Annotated in this window: 14 protein-coding genes; 5 read left to right on the top strand and 9 right to left on the bottom strand. The window is 73.8% G+C overall.

From position 1 onward, the window contains the following. The first annotated feature begins 118 nt into the window (after positions 1-118). Positions 119-1,501 carry an FG-GAP and VCBS repeat-containing protein gene (locus SYYSPA8_RS23995; protein WP_323449357.1) on the top strand — a complete coding sequence of 461 codons (1,383 nt, stop codon included), beginning with the start codon at positions 119-121 and terminating at the stop codon, positions 1,499-1,501. Positions 1,502-1,966: 465 nt separating this feature from the next. Here the strand turns inward: SYYSPA8_RS23995 and SYYSPA8_RS23990 are convergent, their stop codons facing one another. Further along, positions 1,967-3,523: an MFS transporter gene (locus SYYSPA8_RS23990; protein ID WP_323449356.1), complete on the bottom strand. Its 1,557-nt coding sequence runs from the start codon at positions 3,521-3,523 to the stop codon at positions 1,967-1,969. Positions 3,524-3,578: 55 nt separating this feature from the next. Here SYYSPA8_RS23990 and SYYSPA8_RS23985 point away from each other — a divergent pair, with 55 nt between their 5' ends. Further along, positions 3,579-4,571: an ArsR/SmtB family transcription factor gene (locus tag SYYSPA8_RS23985; RefSeq protein ID WP_323449355.1), complete on the top strand. Its 993-nt coding sequence runs from the start codon at positions 3,579-3,581 to the stop codon at positions 4,569-4,571. 24 nt (positions 4,572-4,595) lie between these two features. Here SYYSPA8_RS23985 and SYYSPA8_RS23980 read toward each other — a convergent pair whose 3' ends face one another. Continuing rightward, entirely contained in the window at positions 4,596-5,426 is an 831-nt protein-coding gene (locus SYYSPA8_RS23980) for an LLM class F420-dependent oxidoreductase (RefSeq protein ID WP_323449354.1), read from the bottom strand. 199 nt (positions 5,427-5,625) lie between these two features. Between SYYSPA8_RS23980 and SYYSPA8_RS23975 the strand changes: the two genes are divergently transcribed. Beyond that, positions 5,626-7,164 (top strand): CehA/McbA family metallohydrolase, encoded by a 1,539-nt coding sequence (locus tag SYYSPA8_RS23975; RefSeq protein ID WP_323449353.1) that lies wholly within the window; start codon positions 5,626-5,628, stop codon positions 7,162-7,164. Between the two features lie 31 nt (positions 7,165-7,195). On the opposite strand, the gene SYYSPA8_RS23970 is transcribed toward SYYSPA8_RS23975, so the two are convergent. The 6 genes from SYYSPA8_RS23970 to SYYSPA8_RS23945 all read right to left on the bottom strand — a co-directional run bounded on the left by SYYSPA8_RS23970 (position 7,196) and on the right by SYYSPA8_RS23945 (position 15,875). Beyond that, positions 7,196-8,764 carry an APC family permease gene (locus tag SYYSPA8_RS23970; RefSeq protein ID WP_323449352.1) on the bottom strand — a complete coding sequence of 523 codons (1,569 nt, stop codon included), beginning with the start codon at positions 8,762-8,764 and terminating at the stop codon, positions 7,196-7,198. A 740-nt stretch (positions 8,765-9,504) separates the two neighbouring features. Continuing rightward, positions 9,505-10,971, bottom strand: a complete 1,467-nt coding sequence (locus tag SYYSPA8_RS23965; RefSeq protein ID WP_323449351.1) for an aldehyde dehydrogenase family protein — start codon at positions 10,969-10,971, stop codon at positions 9,505-9,507. Then, a complete protein-coding gene (locus tag SYYSPA8_RS23960; protein WP_323449350.1) occupies positions 10,968-12,707 on the bottom strand; it encodes an N-acyl-D-amino-acid deacylase family protein in 1,740 nt (579 codons plus the stop codon). The genes SYYSPA8_RS23965 and SYYSPA8_RS23960 overlap by 4 nt, the downstream gene beginning before the upstream one ends. A 112-nt stretch (positions 12,708-12,819) precedes the next feature. Then, on the bottom strand, positions 12,820-13,944 hold the full coding sequence (locus tag SYYSPA8_RS23955; RefSeq protein WP_323449427.1) for an LLM class flavin-dependent oxidoreductase: 1,125 nt from the start codon (positions 13,942-13,944) through the stop codon (positions 12,820-12,822). A 160-nt stretch (positions 13,945-14,104) separates the two neighbouring features. Further along, on the bottom strand, positions 14,105-14,950 hold the full coding sequence (locus SYYSPA8_RS23950; RefSeq protein ID WP_323449349.1) for an SDR family NAD(P)-dependent oxidoreductase: 846 nt from the start codon (positions 14,948-14,950) through the stop codon (positions 14,105-14,107). Positions 14,951-14,960: 10 nt separating this feature from the next. Then, entirely contained in the window at positions 14,961-15,875 is a 915-nt protein-coding gene (locus SYYSPA8_RS23945; protein ID WP_323449426.1) for an LLM class F420-dependent oxidoreductase, read from the bottom strand. Between the two features lie 397 nt (positions 15,876-16,272). On the opposite strand from SYYSPA8_RS23945, the gene SYYSPA8_RS23940 reads away from it, so the two are divergent. Beyond that, complete coding sequence (locus SYYSPA8_RS23940; RefSeq protein WP_323449425.1) at positions 16,273-17,133, top strand: glycosyltransferase family 2 protein; 861 nt, start codon at positions 16,273-16,275, stop codon at positions 17,131-17,133. A 44-nt stretch (positions 17,134-17,177) separates the two neighbouring features. On the opposite strand, the gene SYYSPA8_RS23935 is transcribed toward SYYSPA8_RS23940, so the two are convergent. Further along, positions 17,178-18,407: an amidohydrolase family protein gene (locus tag SYYSPA8_RS23935; RefSeq protein ID WP_323449348.1), complete on the bottom strand. Its 1,230-nt coding sequence runs from the start codon at positions 18,405-18,407 to the stop codon at positions 17,178-17,180. 227 nt (positions 18,408-18,634) lie between these two features. Between SYYSPA8_RS23935 and SYYSPA8_RS23930 the strand changes: the two genes are divergently transcribed. Beyond that, positions 18,635-19,468, top strand: a complete 834-nt coding sequence (locus SYYSPA8_RS23930; RefSeq protein ID WP_407706070.1) for a polysaccharide deacetylase family protein — start codon at positions 18,635-18,637, stop codon at positions 19,466-19,468. Positions 19,469-19,584 lie beyond the last annotated feature (116 nt).

The raw sequence follows: 19,584 nt of genomic DNA, 5'->3' as shown, positions 1-19,584 counted from the left end.
GCACTCCCGCGTACTCCCGCGTACAACCCTCCACGGGTCCCGGAGGTCTTCGGTGTACTCCCGTCCGTCACGTAATTCACCTCGGGGTCAGGGGAGTTGGCCCAACAGGAGACCGAGCATGACCATGAGCAGGACCCTCCGTACCGGACTGGCGACATCCCTCTCCCTGGCGCTCGCCGGGGGCGCGGTCGGGCTGTCCGCCGGGCCCGGGGCCGCCGCCGGGGCACCCCGGGCCGCCAAGCCCGCGAAGTTCGCCGACGACTTCAACGGCGACGGCATCCGCGACTACGTGGTGCCCGGGGACGGCCGCTTCCAGGTCACCTACGGTGCCGCCCGGGGCATCGGCACGAAGACCACGACGTTCACGCAGAGCACCCCCGGCATTCCGGGCACCGCCGGGTCGGCCGGCGGGTACGGGGACGCCTTCGGCTCGCAGCTCGCCACCGGCGACTTCAACCGGGACGGCTACGCCGACGTCGCCGCGGGCGACCCCACCGAGAAGGCGGGCCGCCCCGCCCGGGGCGCCGTCACCCTCATCTGGGGGTCGAAAGCGGGGCTCACCGGCACCGGGGCCGCCCGGATCCCGCTGCCCGACACCAAGGTCCGGACCGGGTTCGGCGGGGTGCTCGCGGCGGGCGACTTCACCGGGGACGGCAGGGTCGACCTCGCCGTCATGGACACGTGGGTCCTCCACCTCTACCGGGGCGGTTTCACCAAGGCCGGGAAGGGCGGCACGGTCAGCGAGTACAAGCCGTACGAGGCCGGGCTGCACGGGGTCCTCGGGCTGGCGGCCGGCCGCGTCGACAAGGACGGGATCACCGATCTGTACGCCGTCGGCCAGGGCCAGGCCAACGCCGGGCCCACCTCGGCAGCGCTGCTCTTCAAGGGCGGCTCCTCGCTCAAGCGGGGGAAGCTGACCACCTACAACCGGGCCTTCCACCATCCGACGGACCCGGTCGTCGCGGACTTCGACCGCAACGGGTACGGCGACCTCGCCCTCGGGGAGGGCCGCGAGGACGGCGCGGGCGCGCTGGCGGTGCTGCGCGGCGGCGCGAACGGCCCCGTCTCCACGTACCGCGTCAACCAGGGCAGCCCCGGCGTGGCCACCGGACTCACCCCGGGCGACGCCTTCGCGACCTCGATCTCCGCCGGGGACGTCGACCGGGACGGGTATCCCGATCTCGCCGTCGGCGTACCGCAGGAGAAGGTCGGCGCGGTCGAGAACGCGGGTGGGGTGCATCTGCTGCGCGGCTCCCGCACGGGACTCACCGGGGCGGGTTCGCAGTGGTTCACGCGGGAGACCGCCGGGGTGCCGGGCACGGCGTCCCGGGGCGATGCCCTGGGGCAGTTCGTGCGGCTGCGGGACGCGGACCGGGACGGACACCTGGACCTGCTGGCCGGCGGTGACTACCCGCCGGGGCTCGTGCTGCGCGGCGGGAAGAAGGGGATCGGGACCGAGGGCGCGGGCGAGCTGCGGCTGAGGCCCTCGTTCCCGCAGTGAGGCGAAGCCCCGGGGCACTCGGGGGATGACCACGGGCGAAGTCCGGGGGTGCTTCGGGGGTGCTCCGGGGGTGACCGCCGCCGGGCGGTCGCCAAAGGGCCCCGCTCACGGCCGCCGGGCCGGGTCCGCGCGCGCCGGGGGCGGGCGCCGGATCCACCGGACCCGCCGGGAGCAGCGGAACGAACCCGTCCACGACCACCGCACCGGCCAGAGCAACGAGGCGACCGCCCGGAACCTGCTCAAGGCCGCAGGGCCGACTCCGCCGGGAGCACCGGGACGGACCCGTCCACCGCCACCGCACCGGCCGGGGCGACGGGTGCCGACCGCCGCAGGGCCAGGGGCCCGGAACCTGCTCAAGGCCGCAGGGCCGACTCCGCCGGGAGCACCGGGACGGACCCGTCCACCGCCACCGCACCGGCCAGAGCAACGGAGCGACCGCCACAAGGCCGGCAGCCCGGGCCCCGCTCAGGATCGCCGGGCGCGGTCCGCGTGCCCGGCGGCGGGCATCGGATCCACCGGCTCCGGCGGGGGCGACGGGACAGACCCGTCCCCCGCCGCCGGAACCGCCGGGTCCACGGCCGCCGCATCCACCGGAAGGGTCGGGTCCACGGCCGCCCCGGCCGCCGGACCGGCAGGCTCCACGACCGCCGCCCCGGGCGCCGCCGGACCCGTCAGCTCCACAACCGCCGCCCCGGGCACGGCCGGGCCCCGCTCCCCGGCCACCGGACCGGTGGGTCCTCCCGGCGCCGCCGGACCAGCCAGCCCCGCATCCGCCGCCCCGGCCGCCGCCGGGCCCGGCTCCCCCGCCGCCCCCGCCCGGCGGCGGACCAGCAGCAGCGGCACCCACGCCACCGTCATCAGCGCCGCCCCCGCCCACATCGCCTCCCGCACCCCCACCAGCTCCCCGAGGATCCCCGCCACCGCCGACCCCAGCGAGATCGCCCCGAACAGCAGGAAGCGGAAGGTCGCGTTCATCCGGCCGAGCATGGTGTCCGGGGTGAGCCGCTGGCGGACCGTCACCGCCAGGACGTTGTCGATGCCGATCTTGAACGTGACCACCGCCCAGCCGAACGCCGCGAGCGCCAGCCAGCCGCCCCGGTCGACCAGCGGCAGGGCGAGCGGCGCCGGGGAGAGGCAGAGGCCGGTGAGGGCGAGGGTGCGGACATGGTCGCGGCTGCGGGCGGCCAGGGTGCGGGCGCAGCGGGCGCCGATCAGGGCGCCGATGCCGCCGACCGCCCAGTAGAGCCCCAGCGTCCCCGCCGACAGGCCCAGTTCGCCGACGAAGAGCACCGGTATCAGGGTGTTGACGATCTGGAGGCCGAGATTGCTGATCGCCCCGGCGAGGACGAGGGCGCGCAGCCGGCCGTCGGCGAGGACATGGCGCAGGCCCTCCCGTATCTGTGCGGCCAGCCGGACCCCGGGCGCCGGCGGCGCGGGCTTCGGGGACGGGCCGAGCGCGGTGAGCCGGAGCGCGGACGCGAGGTGGAAGAGGCCGAGGGCGACGGCGGCGACGGGTGCGGTGAGCAGCTGGACGAGGCCGCCGCCCGCGCCCCGGCCGGCCATCTGGCCCACGGCCTGGACGACGACGAAGGAGGAGTTGGCGCGCACCAGCGCGTCCCGTCCCACCAGGCGCGGCAGCGCGCTGTGGGTGGTGACGTCGAAGAAGACGGCGGCGGCCCCGGCGAGCGTGACGACGGCGCCGAGCTGCCAGAGGGTGAGGGCGTCCAGCCACCAGGCGAGGGGGACGGAGAGGAAGAGGAGGGCCCGGACCGCCTCCGCCGCGACGAGGACCCGGCGGTGGCGCGTCCGGTCGACCCAGGCCCCGGCGGGGAGCCCGATGAGCAGGAAGGCCGCGCTCATCAGGGTGAGCAGGGCGCCGACCACGCCGGGTCCGGCGTCCAGGGCTTCGACGGCGATCAGGGGCACGGTCACATAGGCGGCGTTCGTCCCGAGGTTGGTCAGGACGACGGCGGAGAAGAGGACACGGAAGTCGGGCGCCCGCCAGGGGCTCTCCAGGGACATGCTCCTTACCCTCCGGGGGCCCCAAACCCGGCGCCAATGATTTAGTGTCGGCTGAATGGTGCAAGTGGGACGTGCCCAAGGTGGCACCGTCGATATCGAGTTCACGGCCGAGGACGTGGCCAGGACGCGGTTCGCCGTCTCTCCGCTGTGGGAGGTGGTGGCCAGCGTGCGGGTCCTCAAGAGCGGTGACGACGGGGGTGTGCACCGACAGTGGGCCGAGCGGGTACGGCCGTTGCTCGACGCGGCCCGGCTGGATCTCGCCCCGCTCTCGCGGCTGATAGCGGTGCCCGCCGAGTGCGTCCCCTCGTTCCTCGTACCCCCGCCGACGACCCCGCAGCCGTCGCTGGAGGTGGAGCTGGCCACGCTGAGGGCCACCCCGCCGGAGCTGCTGCGGACGCGGACGCCCGGGGTCGACGCGTCGATGGAGCGGCTGCGGGCGGACCCGGCGGGCGAGCTGGACCGGCTGACCGAGGTGATCGCCGCGTACTGGGAGGTCGCGATCGCGCCGTTCTGGCCCCGGATGCAGGCCCTGTTCGAGGGGGACATCCTGAACCGGGCCATCCATCTCGCCGAGGGCGGTGCGCGGCGGCTCTTCGACGACTTCGGGCCGCAGATCACCTGGGACTCGGGGACGCTCCAGGTGATCCGCAGGTCCGGGCTCGGGGTGCGGCGGCTCGACGGGCGGGGGCTGCTGCTGGTGCCCTCCGCGTTCGCCTGGCCCCGGATCTTCTCCAATCTGACCAGCGAGGACTGGCAGCCGACGCTGCGTTATCCGCCGCGCGGCATCGGCACGCTGTGGGAGCGGGGGCCGCAGCCGTGTTCGGACGCCCTGGCGGGGGTGCTCGGACGGACCCGGGCGCGGCTGCTGTCGGAGCTGGCGCACCCGGCGTCCACGACCGATCTCGCCCGCCGGATCGAGCTGTCCGCCGGGGGTGTGTCCCAGCATCTGACGGCGCTTCGGGCGGCGGGTCTGGTGAGCGCGCACCGGACCGGGCGGGTGGTGCTGTACGCGCGCACCAGCGTCGGGGAGTCGCTGGTGGGAAGCTGAGCCCGCCCGGCCCCCAGCCCCCGGCTACAGGTACCGGGCGTACTCGTCGAGCGCGCGCAGCACCTCGGCCTCGCCGCCCGGCGGGAGCTGGAGGGCCACCTCCCCGATCCCCAGATCGGCGTAGTGCGCCAGCTTGCCGGGGGTGGGCAGCACCGCCGACGGCACGACGTGGAGCGCTGCGGGGTCCCGGCCCGCCTCCTCCCAGACGGCCCGCAGCAGCGGGATCGCCTCGGTGAGGCCGGTGCCGCCGATCGGGTACCAGCCGTCGGCGCCGCTCGCGATCCGGGCGAAGAGCTTGGGGCCCGCCGCCCCGCCCAGCAGGATCCGGGGGGCGCCCCGGACCGGCTTGGGGTACGCCCACGAGGCCCGCACCGAGCGGAACTCCCCCTCGTAGGCGGTCGGTTCGGGCGCCCACAGGGCCCGCATCAGGTCGAGTCCTTCGTGGGCGAGGGCCCGCCGGGTGGACCAGGCGACGCCGTGGTCCTCGGCCTCCTCCCGGTTCCAGCCGTATCCGATGCCGAGGGTGAGGCGGCCGCCGGAGAGGTGGTCGAGGGTGGCGATCCGCTTGGCGAGGTCGACGGGGTCGTGCTGGGCGAGGAGGGTGACACCGGTGCCCAGGGTGAGGCGGTCGGTGACGGCGGCGGCCTGGGCGAGGGCGACGAAGGGGTCGAGGAGCCGGCCGTACTCGCGGGGCAGTTCACCATCGCCCATGGGGGCCGGTGTCAGCCGTTCCACCGGGATGTGGCTGTGTTCGGGGAGGTAGAGCCCGGCGAAGCCGCGGGACTCCAGCTCCCGGGCGAGGCGGACGGGGGTGATGGTCTCGTCCGTGAGGAAGATCGTGGTCGAGATGCGCATGCCGTACGTGCCCTCCTGGTCGGGCCCGCCCGGTGGCCGCCCGGGCGGGCTTCCCGCCGGCCGCCGGACGTCTCGTTCCCGCCGTCCGGCGGCGGCCTGCCCTTGCGCCGCTGTTCATGACTCACGTACCAGAATCTCAGTACCAGCATCTCAGTACCTGAGTCTCACTACCGGAGAACAGCCCGAGGAGCTGAGCGGTATGCGCGAGGGACCGGGATTCACGGAGTCGGGCGCGTTCGGGCGGCGGCGGCTGCTCGCGACGGGCGCGGGCGCGGCGTTTACGTTGAAGGGTGTGAGGTTTCCCGGGTCCCCGCCCGGGCCGGAGGACCCCCCGGACCGCAGCGAGGTGGTGCGCGGGGTGCTGCCGCCCGGCGCGCCCGACTACGTCTATCTCCCGGTCGAGGTGGGGCCGGGGGTGCGGGAGCTGCATGTCGCCTACCGGTACGAGCGGCCCGCGACCCCGGCCGGGACGCCGGGCAACGCGCTCGACGTCGGGATCTTCGACGAGCGGGGGACGGCACTCGGCGGGAAGGGGTTCCGGGGCTGGTCGGGTGGTGCGCGGACGGAGTTCTTCCTCCGGGCGGACGACGCGACCCCCGGGTATGTGCGGGGCCCGGTGCGGCCGGGGACCTGGCATGTGGTGCTGGGGCCGTACACGGTGGCGCCGCAGGGCCTGTCGTACGAGGTGACCGTGACGGTGCGGTACGGGCCCGACGCCCCGGCGCCGGCCGTCTCCTATCCGCCGGAGCGGGCGCGCGGCCGGGGCCGGGCCTGGTACCGGGGCGACTGCCATCTGCACTCGTGGTTCTCGGACGGGCGGCGCACCCCGGCGGAGATCGCGGCCCTCGCGCGGGCGGCGGGCCTGGACTTCGTCAACACCTCCGAGCACAACACGCACGCGGGCCACGGGCACTGGGCGCAGCACGCGGGCGACGATCTGCTGATCCTCACCGGCGAGGAGGTCACCACCCGCAACGGCCATGTCCTGGCGCTGGGCTGCGACCCGGGGACCTTCGTGGACTGGCGCTACCGGGCGCGCGAGAACCGTTTCGGCCGCTTCGCCCGGGAGATCCGGCGGGCGGGCGGCCTGGTCGTCCCGGCGCATCCGCACGCCACCTGCGTCGGGTGCAACTGGAAGTTCGGCCTGGGCGAGGCGGACGCGGTGGAGGTGTGGAACGGCTCGTACGCGACGGAGGACGAGGTGGCGCTCCAGGCGTGGGACGCGGCCCTGGCCCGGGGCCGCTGGACCCCCGCGATGGGCAGCAGCGACGCCCACCGCCACCCGGACCCGGTGGGCACCCCGCAGACCGTCGTCCTCGCGGACGGCCTGAGCCGCCGGGAGATCCTGGCGGGGCTGCGCCGGGGCCACAGCTATGTCGCGGAGTCGTCGGCGGTCGCGCTCTCCTTCTCGGCCACGGGCGGCCGGGGCGTCACGGCCGGCATCGGCGAGCGCCTGCGGGTGCCCGGGGACACGCCCGTGACCGTGCGGCTGACGGCGACGGGCGTGCCGGGCTGCTCGGTGCGGCTGGTCACGGACCAGGGGGTGCTGCACACGGCGGGCCCGGTGGGCGCGGACGGCGCCACGGAGGTCCGGTGGCACACGACACCCCGGTACGCGACCTATGTCCGTGCGGAGGTCCGCCATCCGGTGACCGTGCCGGGGGTGCCGGGGCGGATGGCGGCGTTCACGAATCCGGTGTTCCTGGGGTACGGGGAAGGGGTGCTGGGCGACGCCTGAGCGGGGCGGGCGGCCCCGGGGGCTTGGGGGGTCAGTCGCGCACGATCATCGCCGGCGTCTCCCGCGTCAGGACCTCGCCCCGGAAGAAGGCCGGGCTGCGGCGGCCCATCACCAGCATGATCACGAAGCCGATGAGCAGCAGTCCGACGCCGATGACGAAGACCGAGCCGACGCCCAGGACCGCCGAGCCGCTGCCGTACGCCGGGTCCCACATGTCGAACAGCGTCTTGCCGAAGACCGCCGCGAGGAGGGCGCCGCCGAGGACCGGGAAGAGGCCCTTGAAGAGCAGGTCGCGGCCGGAGCGCAGCAGTTCGCGGCGGAAGTACCAGGCGCAGGCGAAGGCGGTGAGGGAGTAGTAGAAGCAGATCATCAGGCCGAGCGCGTAGATCGTGTCGATCAGGACGTTCTCGCTGACGAGGGTCATCACGGTGTAGAAGGCGCCGGTGGCGATGCCCGCGACGACGGTGGCCCGGCCGGGGGTGCGGAAGCGCGGGTGGACCTTCGCGTACGCGGGCGGCAGGGCCTCGTACGCGGACATCGCCAGGACCGTGCGGGCGACCGGGATGAAGGTGGTCTGGAGGCTCGCGGCGGCGGAGGCGAGGACCGCGACGAAGAGGAGGATGCCGAGGCCTGGGCCCATGACCGGGCCGGCCAGGGCGGCGAAGACGTTGTCCGAGGTCTCGGGGTTGGCCAGGCCGAGGCCGCTGTCGCCGGAGCCGACGGCCATCTGGGCGGCGACGCCGGTGGCGAGGTAGGAGCCGACCAGGACGACCATGGCGATCAGGGCGGCCCGGCCGGGGGTGCGGTCGCTGCCGGTGGTCTCCTCGTTGGCGGTGAGGCAGGCGTCCCAGCCCCAGTACATGAAGATCGAGAGGGAGAGCCCGGCGGTGAAGGCGGCAAAGGACTGCACGGCGAACGGGTTCAGCCACTCGGCCGAGAAGGAGAGCGAGGTCTCGAAGTCGCCGGCCTTGCCGAGGGCGAGCGCGACGAAGAGGCCCAGCACCAGGAGCTGGAGGCCGACCAGGGCGTACTGCACACCCTTGGTCGCGGTCATGCCCCGGTAGCTGATGGCGGTGGCCGCCGCGATGAAGACCAGCACGGTGACGATGTGGACGGCCTTGTTGTCGTCCAGGGCGGCGATCGACTCGCTGCCCGTGACCTCGCCCGCCAGCAGCCACAGGAAGGACGTCGCCACGCCCGCGAGGTTGGAGAGCACGATGATCGTGGCGATCACCAGGCCCCAGCCGCACATCCAGCCGACGCGGGGGCCGAACGCCTTCACCGTCCAGGTGAAGGAGGTGCCGCAGTCCGGCATGGCGCGGTTCAGCTCCCGGTAGGCGAAGGCCACCAGCAGCATCGGCAGGAAGCCGGCCAGGAAGACGGCGGGCATCTGGAGCCCGACCTCGCCGGCGGTGGAGCCGAGCGTGGAGGTCAGGCAGTAGACGGGGGCGACGGTCGAGATGCCGATGACCGCGCTGCCGGTGAGCCCGACGGAGTTGCCGCCCAGGCCCTTGGTGCGCACGCCCCCTCTCCCGTCCGCCGGGCCGGTGGTGCCCCCCGCTCGCTCTGCGGCCGGTGGCCGCGCGTCCAGCTGAGTCATGAACAGGACGTTAAAGGCTGCGGTTTCCACATCCGGTAGGGAGAGATCCCGATCATTCACCTTGGATTTGACGGTCTTTGATGGGCACGACCTGCGCTTGGAAGACGAAGCGGCGGGCCGTGTCATGCGTTGGCAGGACGAAGGCGGGATTCCCTATGTGCGATAACCGCAGCCCTGTCCGTTTTGACCGGTTTCAAAATTTCCCCCCGCCGACAGCCGGGGTTAGTGGTCGATTTCCCGGCATCCGAGGGCAACCGTGATCTATCTCACGGAGGGTGCAGGCGATCACTACCGTCTGTGTCTACCACCCGGCGAGACCACAGGGGAAAGTGAGGTCCACGCTGAAGGTGTCCACTCCTGTGACGGGAGTGATCATCGAAGCGGAAAGTCAGAGGGATCGACGGGGGGAGATCACTGATGAGCGGCACTCCGGCAGCCACCACACCGGCAGTCACCACACCGGTTCCAGCGCTTCCACCGGTTCCGCGCGTTCCGCGCCTGTCCGGCGAAGGGGACTCCTGGGACCCCGGGTGACCGGGCCCGGAACGACGGACCAGCGCTGACGGCCCCGGACGGCACCTGAGCCACGGAGCCCCGCCCGGTCCGCACACCGCGCGCCCCGCCCCGCACCGGCCGGCGGAGCGCGCCCACCGACCCCGGCTGATCCCGGCCGCCCGAGCGGGCGGGATCAGCCGGGCATCACACGGGCATCGAACGGATCCGATCCCGGCCCGGGCGCATCAGCCGGACCACACGATCGCCTGCGTCTCGCTGTAGGCCCGCAGCGCGTACGAACCCACGTCCCGGCCCACACCGCTCCTGCGGAAGCCCCCGAACGGCGCCTCCATGTTCCGCGCGACGGTGTTCACGCCCACCCCGCCCGAGCGCAGCCGGCCCGCGACCCGGAAGGCCCGCGCCACATCGCCGGACCAGACGTAGTCGACCAGCCCGTAGTCGCTGTCGCCGGCCAGTGCCACCGCCTCCTCCTCCGTGTCGAAGGGGAGGACCACCACCACCGGGCCGAAGATCTCCTCGCGGACGATCCGCATCCCCGCCGAGCAGTCGGCGAAGACCGCCGGAGCCACCCAGAAACCCCGGTCGAACGCGGGCCGCTCGCCGCCCGCCACCAGCCGGGCCCCCTCCGCGCGGCCCAGCGCCAGATACGACTCGACCCGGTCCCGGTGGGCCGCCGAGATCACCGGCCCGACGACCGTCCCCCGCCCGGCCGGATGGCCCACCCTCAGCCGGGCCGCCAGCGCCGCGAGCCCGTCGACCAGCCGGTCGTGGATCCCGCGCTGCGCGATCACCCGGGTCGGCGCCGTGCAGATCTGGCCGCTGTAGAACGTGAACGTCGTCCCGATGCCCGCGAGCGCCGCCGGCAGGTCGGCGTCGTCGAAGACCAGCGCCGCGCCCTTGCCGCCCAGCTCCATCAGCTGGCGCTTCATCCCGCGCCCGCAGACCTCCGCGATCCGGGTGCCGACCGCCGTGGAACCGGTGAAGCTGACCATGTCGACCCCGCCGTCCGCGACGACGGCCTCCCCCACGGCGGGCCCGGCGCCGGTCACCACGTTGACCACCCCCGGCGGCACACCCGCCTCCGCCAGGGCCTCGGCCATCCGGTAGACGGAGAGCGGATCCTGCGGCGCCGGCTTCACCACCACCGTGTTGCCCAGGGCCAGCGCGGGAGCGATCTTGCCCGCCGGGTTGGCCCAGGGATTGTTGTACGAGGTGATACAGGCGACCACGCCCACCGGGCGGCGCACCGCCAGCGCGCCGACGACGCCGGGGCCGCCCATCGGCCCGGCGTCACTGACCTGCGGCGGCAGCGGCTCCTCGACCGGCTCCAGCGCCCCGCGCGCGTACCGCTTGAAACGGGCCGCCGCGACCGCGACCTGCATCCCGCGCGCGGTGGCGGTGGTCGCGCCGGACTCGGCGCGGGCCAGTTCCGCGTACGGCTCCGTGCGGCGGTGGACGATCGTGGCGGCCGCGTCCAGGATCCGGGCGCGCTCCTCGGGCCGGGTGCGCGACCAGGGGCCGAACGCCTCCTGCGCGGCCGCGACCGCCGCGCGCGCCTGCGCCGGGCTCGCCTCGGGGGCGAGGCCCACGGTGTCCTCGGTCGCCGGGTCGACCACCGGGTAGTGGCCGCCCTGGGGCTCGACCCACTGGCCGCCGATGAAGAGCCGCTGGGTACGGGGGCCGCCGGTCACCGGGTCGACACCGTTCTCGTGTCCCGGCCGGAGCGGAGCACCGTGCCCGGGACGGCGCCGGTGACGCGGCCGTCGCGGACCGTCTCGACCCCGTTCACGCGCACGGAGACGACGCCCCGCGCCGCCGCGTCCAGCCGGGGGCTGTCGCCGGGCAGGTCGTGGACGAGGGTGGCGGGACCGGCGTCGATCCGCTCCGGGTCGAAGAGCACCAGGTCGGCATGGTGGCCCTCGGTGATCCGGCCGCGTCCGCGCAGCCCGAGGAGGCGGGCCGGATCGTCGCTGAGCATCCGTACCGCCCGCTCCAGCGGGACCAGCCGGCGCCCGCGCAGACAGTCGCCGATGAACCGGGTCGTGTACGGCGCTCCGCACATCCGGTCCAGGTGCGCGCCCGCGTCGGAGCCGCCGAGCAGGACGTCCTCGTGCTCCCAGGTGGTGCGCCGCAGCTCCCAGGAGGCGGGGTCGTTGTCGGTGGGCATCGGCCACAGCACGGTGCGCAGGTCGTCGCGGGCGCAGATCTCCACCAGGCAGTGGAAGGGGTCCTGGCCCCTTTCGGCGGCGATGTCCCGCACCGTCCGGCCGGTGAGCCCCGCGTTCTGCGGGGTGTACGTGTCCCCGATGACATAGCGGGCGAAGTCGGCGAGCCGCCGGAACACCCCCGCCTCGGGGGAGCGGGCGTGCGCCAGCATCCGTTCCCGTACGTCCGGATCCCGCAGCCGGCGGATCCGCTCGGGGACCGGCAGCGCCAGGACCTCCCCCCAGCCGGGGATGAGGTTGAGCGCGCAGAACGTGCCCAGGGACATGTTCATCGGGGCGAGGATCGGCAGGGTGAGGGCGACGATCCGGCCGCCGGCCGCGCGGGCGCGCTCGCTCGCGAGGAGCTGGCGGGGGACGCGCTCGGGGACGGCGGCGTCGATGGTGAGGACGTTCCAGTTGAGGGGCCGGCCGGCGGCGGCGGTCATCGCGGTGAGCAGGTCGATCTCGTCGTCGGCGAACCGGTCGAGACAGCCCGCGACGATCGCCTCCAGCTGGGTGCCCTCGTGCTCCCCCACCGCGCGGGAGAGGGCGACGAGTTCGTCCGGGGCGGCGTGGCGGGAGGCGACCGGGGCCCCGTCGCCGTCGGAGTGGGTGGTGGACTGGGTCGTGGACAGGCCCCAGGCGCCCGCGTCCATGGCGTCGTGCAGCAGCGCGGTCATGGCCCGCAGCTGCGCGTCGGTGGCGCGGCCGCCGATCGCGTCCGGGCCCATGACATGGCGGCGCAGCGCGCAGTGGCCGGCCATGAAGCCCGCGTTGACGGCGATCCGGCCCTCCAGGGCGTCCAGGTACTCGCCGAAGGTGTGCCAGGTCCAGGGTGCGCCCCGCTCCAGCGCGACCAGGGACATGCCCTCGACGCGGGCCATCATCCGGCGGGTGTAGTCGGCGTCGCCGGGCCGGTCGGGGTTGAGGGGGGCGAGGGTGAAGCCGCAGTTGCCGCCGGCGACGGTGGTCACGCCGTGGTGCAGGGAGGGGGTGGCGTAGGGGTCCCAGAAGAGCTGGGCGTCGTAGTGGGTGTGGGGGTCGACGAAGCCGGGCGCGAGGACGAGCCCGGAGGCGTCCTCGGTGCTCGCGGCGGGGTCGGTGACGGCGCCGGGCGGGGCGATCACGGCGATCCGGCCGGCGCGGACGCCGACATCGGCGGTGCGCGCGGGGGCGCCCGTGCCGTCCACGAGGGTCGCCGAGCGGATCAGGTGGTCGAGCATGGGTGCGTCCCTTCCGGTTCCGGGCTCACAGGGGGTCGGGGCGGCGCGGGTGCGGACCGGGCCCCTGTGCCGGACCGGGCCCGTCCGCGCGCTCTCTCAGCCGTCCGCTCTCTCAGCCGTCCGCCGCGTTCCGGAAACGGGTCGTCCGGTGCACCGGGTCCGTGTCGATCGCCGGGATCACCCGCTCCCCGATCAGCTTGACCGTGTTCATGGTGGCCTCGTACGGGATCCCCGCCGGCAGCCCGAAGACCAGCTGGTCCGCCCCGGCGTCCTCCCACCGCCGGCACTGCGTCAGCACCTCGTCGGGGTCGCCGCAGATCAGCAGCTCCTCGGCGATCAGCAGCTCGATGACCTCGGGGGTGTACTCGGGGATCAGCTCGGGCCACGCGGGGATCCCCTCGGGCCGGGGGAAGGTGTCGTGGTAGCGGAAGACCAGCGACTGGAGGTAGTTGAGCCCGCCCGTGGCCGCCACCCGGACGGCCTCGTCATGGGTCTCGGCACAGATCGCCGTGGTGGTGACCATGACGTTGTCGTTGACGTAGCCGCCGACGGGCTCCGCGTCGCGCACCGCCGTCCGGTACGACTCCAGCGCCCACGCCATGTCGGACACCTTCTGCACGCTGAAGCCGAGGACGCCGAGGCCCTTGCGCCCGGCCATGGCGTACGAGCTGGGCGAGCCCGCCGCGTACCACATCGCCGGGTGGGACTTCCCGTACGGCTTCGGCAGGACCTTGCGCGGCGGCAGGGACCAGTGCTTGCCCTGGAAGCCCTCGTACTCGTCCTGGAGCCACATCTTCGGGAACTCGGCGATGGTCTCCTCCCACAGCTCCCGGGTGTGGTCCATGTCGGTGATGCCCGGCAGGAAGCCCAGGATCTCGTGGCTGCCCGCGCCCCGGCCGGTGCCGAACTCGAAGCGGCCGCCGGAGAGATGGTCGAGCATGGCGGCCTTCTCCGCGAGCTTCACGGGGTGGTTCACCGGGGCGAGCGGGTTGAAGATCCCGGCGCCGAGGTGGATGCGTTCGGTGGCGTGCGCGAGATAGCCGAGGTAGACGTCGCTCGCGGAGAGGTGCGAGTACTGCTCCAGGAAGTGGTGTTCGGTGGCCCAGGCGTACTTGAAGCCGGACCGGTCCGCCTGGATGACGTACTCGGTCTCCTCCATGAGCGCCTTGTGCTCGGCGAGCGGGTCGGTCTCGGCCCGCCGGCCGACGTATCCCTGCACAAAGATCCCGAATTCCAAGGGGGTCACCGTCCTCGTTTTCTGACGCATCGTCAGATAGTGATGCCACGACTTTTCCACCGGGGGTGGACGGCGTCAAGGGGACTCCGTCCACCCGGCACAGGGCGGCGGGCCCGCCGAAGGACGGGCCCGCCGGGCCGTACGGGGGGGGTGCCGGGGGTCACTGCATCGGTGCGCCCGCCAGCCAGCCGCCGTCCGCGACGAAGGGCTGTCCGGTGATGTACGAGGAGTCCGCGCTGGTCAGGAAGAGCGCCAGGCGCGCGATCTCCTCGGGCCGGCCGATCCGGCCGAGCGGCATCATCCGCTTGTACAGCGCGGCCGAAGCCTGGCGGGCCTGCTCCGGGTCCAGCTCCGGGTGGAGCACGACGGGATCGGCCATGGGGGTGTCGATGCCGCCGGGGCAGATCGCGTTGACCCGGATGCCCTTGGCGGCCAGCTCCAGGGCGGCGACCCGGGTGAGGCCGAGGACGGCGTGCTTGCTGGCGACATAGGCCCCCACCGTGGTCATGCCGATCAGGGACGCGACGGAGGCGATGTTGACGATGGTGCCGCCGCCCGCCGCCTCGATCTCGGGGGCGAGGGCCCGGATCCCGAGGAGCGTCCCGGTCTGGTTGACCCCGATGACGAAGTGGTAGTCCTCCAGCGGAATGTCCACCAGGGCGCCCATCCGCACCACACCGGCGTTGTTGACCAGTCCGTCGAGCCTGCCGAACCGTTCCTTCGCGGCGGCGACGGCGGCGGCCCACTCCTCCTCCCGGCGCACGTCCAGCGGTACGTACAGGGCGTTCTCCCCGCCCAGCTCCTCGGCGAGGGCCCGGCCCCGGTCGTGGAGGACGTCGGTGAGGACCACCCGGGCGCCCTCGGCGGCGAAGAGCCGGGCCTCGTGCTCGCCCTGGCCGCGCGCCGCCCCGGTGATCAGGACGACCCGCCCGTCGAGCCGGCCCGGGCCACTGTTCCCGGCGCCTTCGGTACCGCTGTTCCCGGCGCCGTCGGTGCTGCTGCTCATGGGGACTCCTTCAGCTGTCGGTACGCAGGAATGGAGCGACCTCCACGGAGAACGTCTCCATCTGGTCGATGAGTTCGGTGCGCGAGCGGCTGCGGAAGCGGACCTGGAGCCGGTCCACGCCCAGGGCGGCGTACTCCCGCAGGGACTCGGCCACCGCGCCGGGCGCGCCGGTCAGGGTCCGCCGGCCGACGTCCCAGGACGGGGTGCCGAGGTGGAGGGGTTCGGCGATGGCGCCGACGACCAGCGGCTCCGCGATCCCGGCGGCCTCGCGCAGCGCCCGCAGCCGGGCGATCCGCCCCGGCAGCACCGGGCGCGGGTCGCCCTGCGGGAGCCAGCCGTCGCCGCGCTCGGCCGCCCGGCGCAGCGCGGCCGGCGAGGAGCCGCCCACCCAGATCGGCACCCGCTCCTGCGCGGGCCGGGGCCGCTGGCCCAGGTCGCGGAAGGCGAAGCGGTCCCCTGTGAACGCGGGGAACTCCTCGGGGCCGAGGGCCGCCCGCAGCGCGTCCAGGCACTCGTCGAGGATCCGGCCCCGGCCGGCGAAGTCCGCGCCGAGGGCCGCGAACTCCTCCGGCACATGGCCGGCGCCGACCCCGAGGATCAGCCGGCCGCCGGAGAGGTGGTCCAGGGTGGCGTACTGCTTGGCGGTGATCAGCGGATGGCGCAGCCCGACGACGGCGACATGGCTGAGCAGCCGTACCCGCTCGGTGACGGCGGCGAGGAAGGACAGGGTCGCCACCGGGTCGTACCAGACCGTGGACATCGCCCCGGCGAGCCGCCGGGGGATCGCGACGTGGTCGCAGACGGCGATGTAGGCGAAGCCGGTCCGGTCGGCGGCCCGCGCCACCTCGGCGAGGTCGGCGGGGCCTGCGGCCGCCTCCCAGGGCTCGGCGTAGATCGTGCTCTGGGACTGGACCGGGAGCTGGATTCCGCAGGCGAGCCGGGCGGAGGCCGGGTGCGAGGCCGGGGGTGCGGGCGGCGGCTGTGCGACAGGGGACACGGGCGCTCCTCGCCGGGTCGGTGAGTCGGCGGGCGGTGAGTCGGCGGGCGGCGGGGTGGCGGGCGGTGAGTCGGCAGGCGGCGGGGCGGTGAGCGGTGAGTCGGCGGGCTGCGAGCCGCGTCGCCGGGCGGGCGGCGGGCGAGCCCCATCGTCACGCCTGACACACCATCAGACAAGAGCGCGCCGGGGCCGTGGCCGACGGATGGGGGGCACGCCGCCGTGGCCGGGCGGTTGCCGCCGGAGCACGCCCGGATGACGACTGGGTAGCATCGCGCCTCGGGAACAGGAACTGCTGGAGTGGAGTCGAGGCGTGACGCGACCGCGTATGGGTGTGGCCGTACTGACCATGGGGAACAGGCCTGCCGAGCTGAGGGCGCTCCTGGACTCCGTGGCGGCACAGGACGAGAAGGCGACCCGGATCGTCGTCGTCGGCAACGGGGCGCCGCTGCCCGAGCTGCCCGAGGGGGTGACCGGCGTCGAGCTGCCCGAGAACCGGGGCGTCTCCGGCGGCCGGAACGTGGCCATGGAGCGGCTGCGCGCCTTCGGCGACGTGGATGTCCTCGTCGACCTGGACGACGACGGACTCCTGGTGGAAACCGATGTCCTGTCCCGGCTCGCCGATCTGCACGAGGCCGACCCGAAGCTGGGCATCGTCTCGTTCCGGATCGCCGACGAGGAGGGCGTCACCCAGCGGCGGCACGTGCCCCGGCTGCGGGCGAAGGACCCCATGCGGCGGGGTCTGGTCACCACCTTCCTCGGCGGCGGGCACTCCCTGTCCATGGAGATGCTGGAGCGCGTCGGCGGCTGGCCGGAGGAGTTCTTCTTCACCCACGAGGAGACCGACCTCGCCTGGCGGGCCCTGGACGACGGCTGGAAGATCCTCTACGAGCCGGCGCTGCTGCTCCAGCACCCCAGGACCAGCCCGGCGCGGCACGCCGTCTACTACCGGATGACCGCGCGCAACCGGGTCTGGCTGGCCAAGCGGAATCTTCCCGCCCCGCTCGTACCGCTCTACCTGGGCAGCTGGACGGCGATGACGCTGCTGCGCACCCGCTCCGGCGAGGGCCTGAAGGCGTGGTTCGGCGGCTTCGCGGAGGGGGTGCGGCAGCCCTGCGGCGAGCGGAAGCCGATGCGCTGGTCCACGGTCTGGCGGATGACCCGGCTGGGGCGGCCGCCGGTCATCTGAGCCCGGCGGCCGCACCTGCGGGGTCAGCGGCCGCACCTGCGGGGTCAGGCAGGGGCCGCCCCCGCCCACAGCCCGTCCCGCGTCAGCCCGAGCAGTTCGATGGCGTTCCCCCGGACGATCCGCTCCACCACGTCGTCCGGGAGGTGCGCCATCTGCTCCTCCCCCACCTCGCGCGAGCGCGGCCAGGTGGAGTCGGAGTGCGGGTAGTCGGTCTCGTACAGCACGTTCCCCGCCCCGATGGCGTCCAGGTTGCGCAGCCCGAAGGCGTCGTCGAAGAAGCACCCGTACACATGCCCGGCGAACAGCTCCGACGGCGGGCGGGTCACCTTGTCGGCGACACCGCCCCAGGCGCGGTTCTCCTCCCAGACGGTGTCGGCGCGTTCCAGGATGTACGGGATCCAGCCGATCTGGCCTTCCGCGTACATGATCCGCAGCCCGGGGAAGCGTTCGAACTTTCCGCTCATCAGCCAGTCGACCATCGAGAAGCAGCAGTTGGCGAAGGTGATCGTGGAGCCGACGGCCGGGGGCGCGTCCGCCGAGGTGGACGGCATCCGGGAGGACGAGCCGATGTGCATGGCGATCACGGTGCCGGTCTCGTCGCAGGCGCGCAGGAAGGGGTCCCAGCCGTCGCCGTGGACGGAGGGCAGGCCGAGGTGGGGCGGTATCTCGGAGAACGCGACCGCGCGCACGCCCCGGGCGGCGTTGCGGCGGACCTCGGCGGCGGCCAGTTCCGCGTCCCAGAGGGGGACGAGGGTGAGCGGGATCAGCCGGCCGTGCGCGTCGGGGCCGCACCACTCCTCGACCATCCAGTCGTTGTAGGCGCGGACGCCGAGCAGCCCCAGCTCGCGGTCCTTGGCCTCGGTGAAGGTCTGGCCGCAGAAGCGGGGGAAGGTCGGGAAGCAGAGCGCCGACTGGACGTGGTTGAGGTCCATGTCGGCGAGGCGCTCGGGGACGCTGTAGGAGCCGGGCCGCATCTGCTCGTACGTGATGACCTCCAGCCTGATCTCGTCGCGGGTGCAGCCGACGGCGGTGTCCAGGCGGGTCAGGGGGCGGCGCAGGTCCTCGTACACCCACCAGTCGCCGACGGGTCCTTCGTCGCCGGGGGCGCCCATGACGGGGGCGAAGCGGCCGCCGAGGAAGGACAGCTCCTTCAGGGGCGCGCGGACGATCCGGGGTGCCGTGTCCCGGTACTTCGACGGGAGCCGGTCCCGCCAGACATGAGGGGGTTCCACCGTGTGGTCGTCCACCGAGATGATCCTGGGGAAGGTCGCCATGCGTTCACGGTAGCGCTGATCTGACGAGTCGTCAGCTCATCGGCGGGCCGTCCCGGACCGGGCCGTCCACGACAAAAAGCCCGCGAAGGGGAACCCCGGACCGCCCCCATCCCTCTTACCGGACAGCTGTCCGAAACGCGTATACACCCTGTGTATAGTGCGAGCCCCCGCCCCCGGCGAAGGGCGGGAGCCCAGAACCGTCCGCACAGCCAGGGGGATTCCCTTCCATGTCCGCCCACCCCAGGAACCCCGCCGGCGCCGCACCCGCCCCGGCCGCCGCCGCCCGCAGGAGGACCCGCGTCCGCCGGGGAGCCGCCGCGACAGCCGCCGCCGTCGCCCTCGCCCTCGGCCTCGGCGCCTGCTCCATGGAGACCACCGCGCCCGCCGACGCCCGCGCCAAGGCGCTCGCCGACGGCCGCACGATCTCCCCCAGCGGCCCCACCGAGCCCGTCGACTGCGAGCGGGCCAAGTGCATCGCGCTGACCTTCGACGCTGGCCCCGGCAAGGACACCCCCGAGCTGCTGGACACCCTGGAGCGGGAGCGGGTGCCCGCCACCTTCTTCCTGATGGGCCGCAACCACATCGTCCGCTACCCGAAGGTCGTCAAGCGGCTGTACGCGGAGGGCCACGAGGTCGCCAACCACACCTGGAACCACCGCCGTCTCGACACCCTGAAGCGGGACGAGATACGCACGGAGCTGGAGCGCGTCCAGGTCGCCCTGGAGAAGCTGACCGGGGAGCGGCCCACCCTGATGCGGCCGCCGCAGGGCCGGATCAACGACGACGTCACCGCCGTCTCCAAGGAGCTGGGGCTCGCCCAGATCCTGTGGAGCGCCACCGCCAAGGACTACTCCACCAACGACTCGAAGCTGATCGAGAAGCGCATACTGAAGCAGGCGTCCCGCGACGGCGTCATCCTGCTGCACGACATATACGACGGAACCGTGCCCGCCGTCCCCGGGATCATCGAACGGCTCAAAGAGCGCGGTTACACATTTGTCACGGTTTCCCAGCTGCTGGCCCCCGCGCAGGCCAACCCCGGGGAGATCTACCGCCCCTGAGGCCCCTCCCGCCCGGAATGCCACGATCTGCCCGATCGGATGAAATATCCCGCAGGTCAAACCCGCACGAACAGCACCTCCACCATCGCCCCGGAACGCCGCTGCCGCCCCCGAGG

It is taken from the genome of Streptomyces yaizuensis (assembly GCF_034961445.1).
In the GTDB taxonomy this organism is placed as follows: domain Bacteria; phylum Actinomycetota; class Actinomycetes; order Streptomycetales; family Streptomycetaceae; genus Streptomyces; species Streptomyces yaizuensis.
The sequence above is the reverse complement of the archived record's forward strand: the minus strand, read 5'-3'. Positions and strand labels throughout refer to the sequence as shown.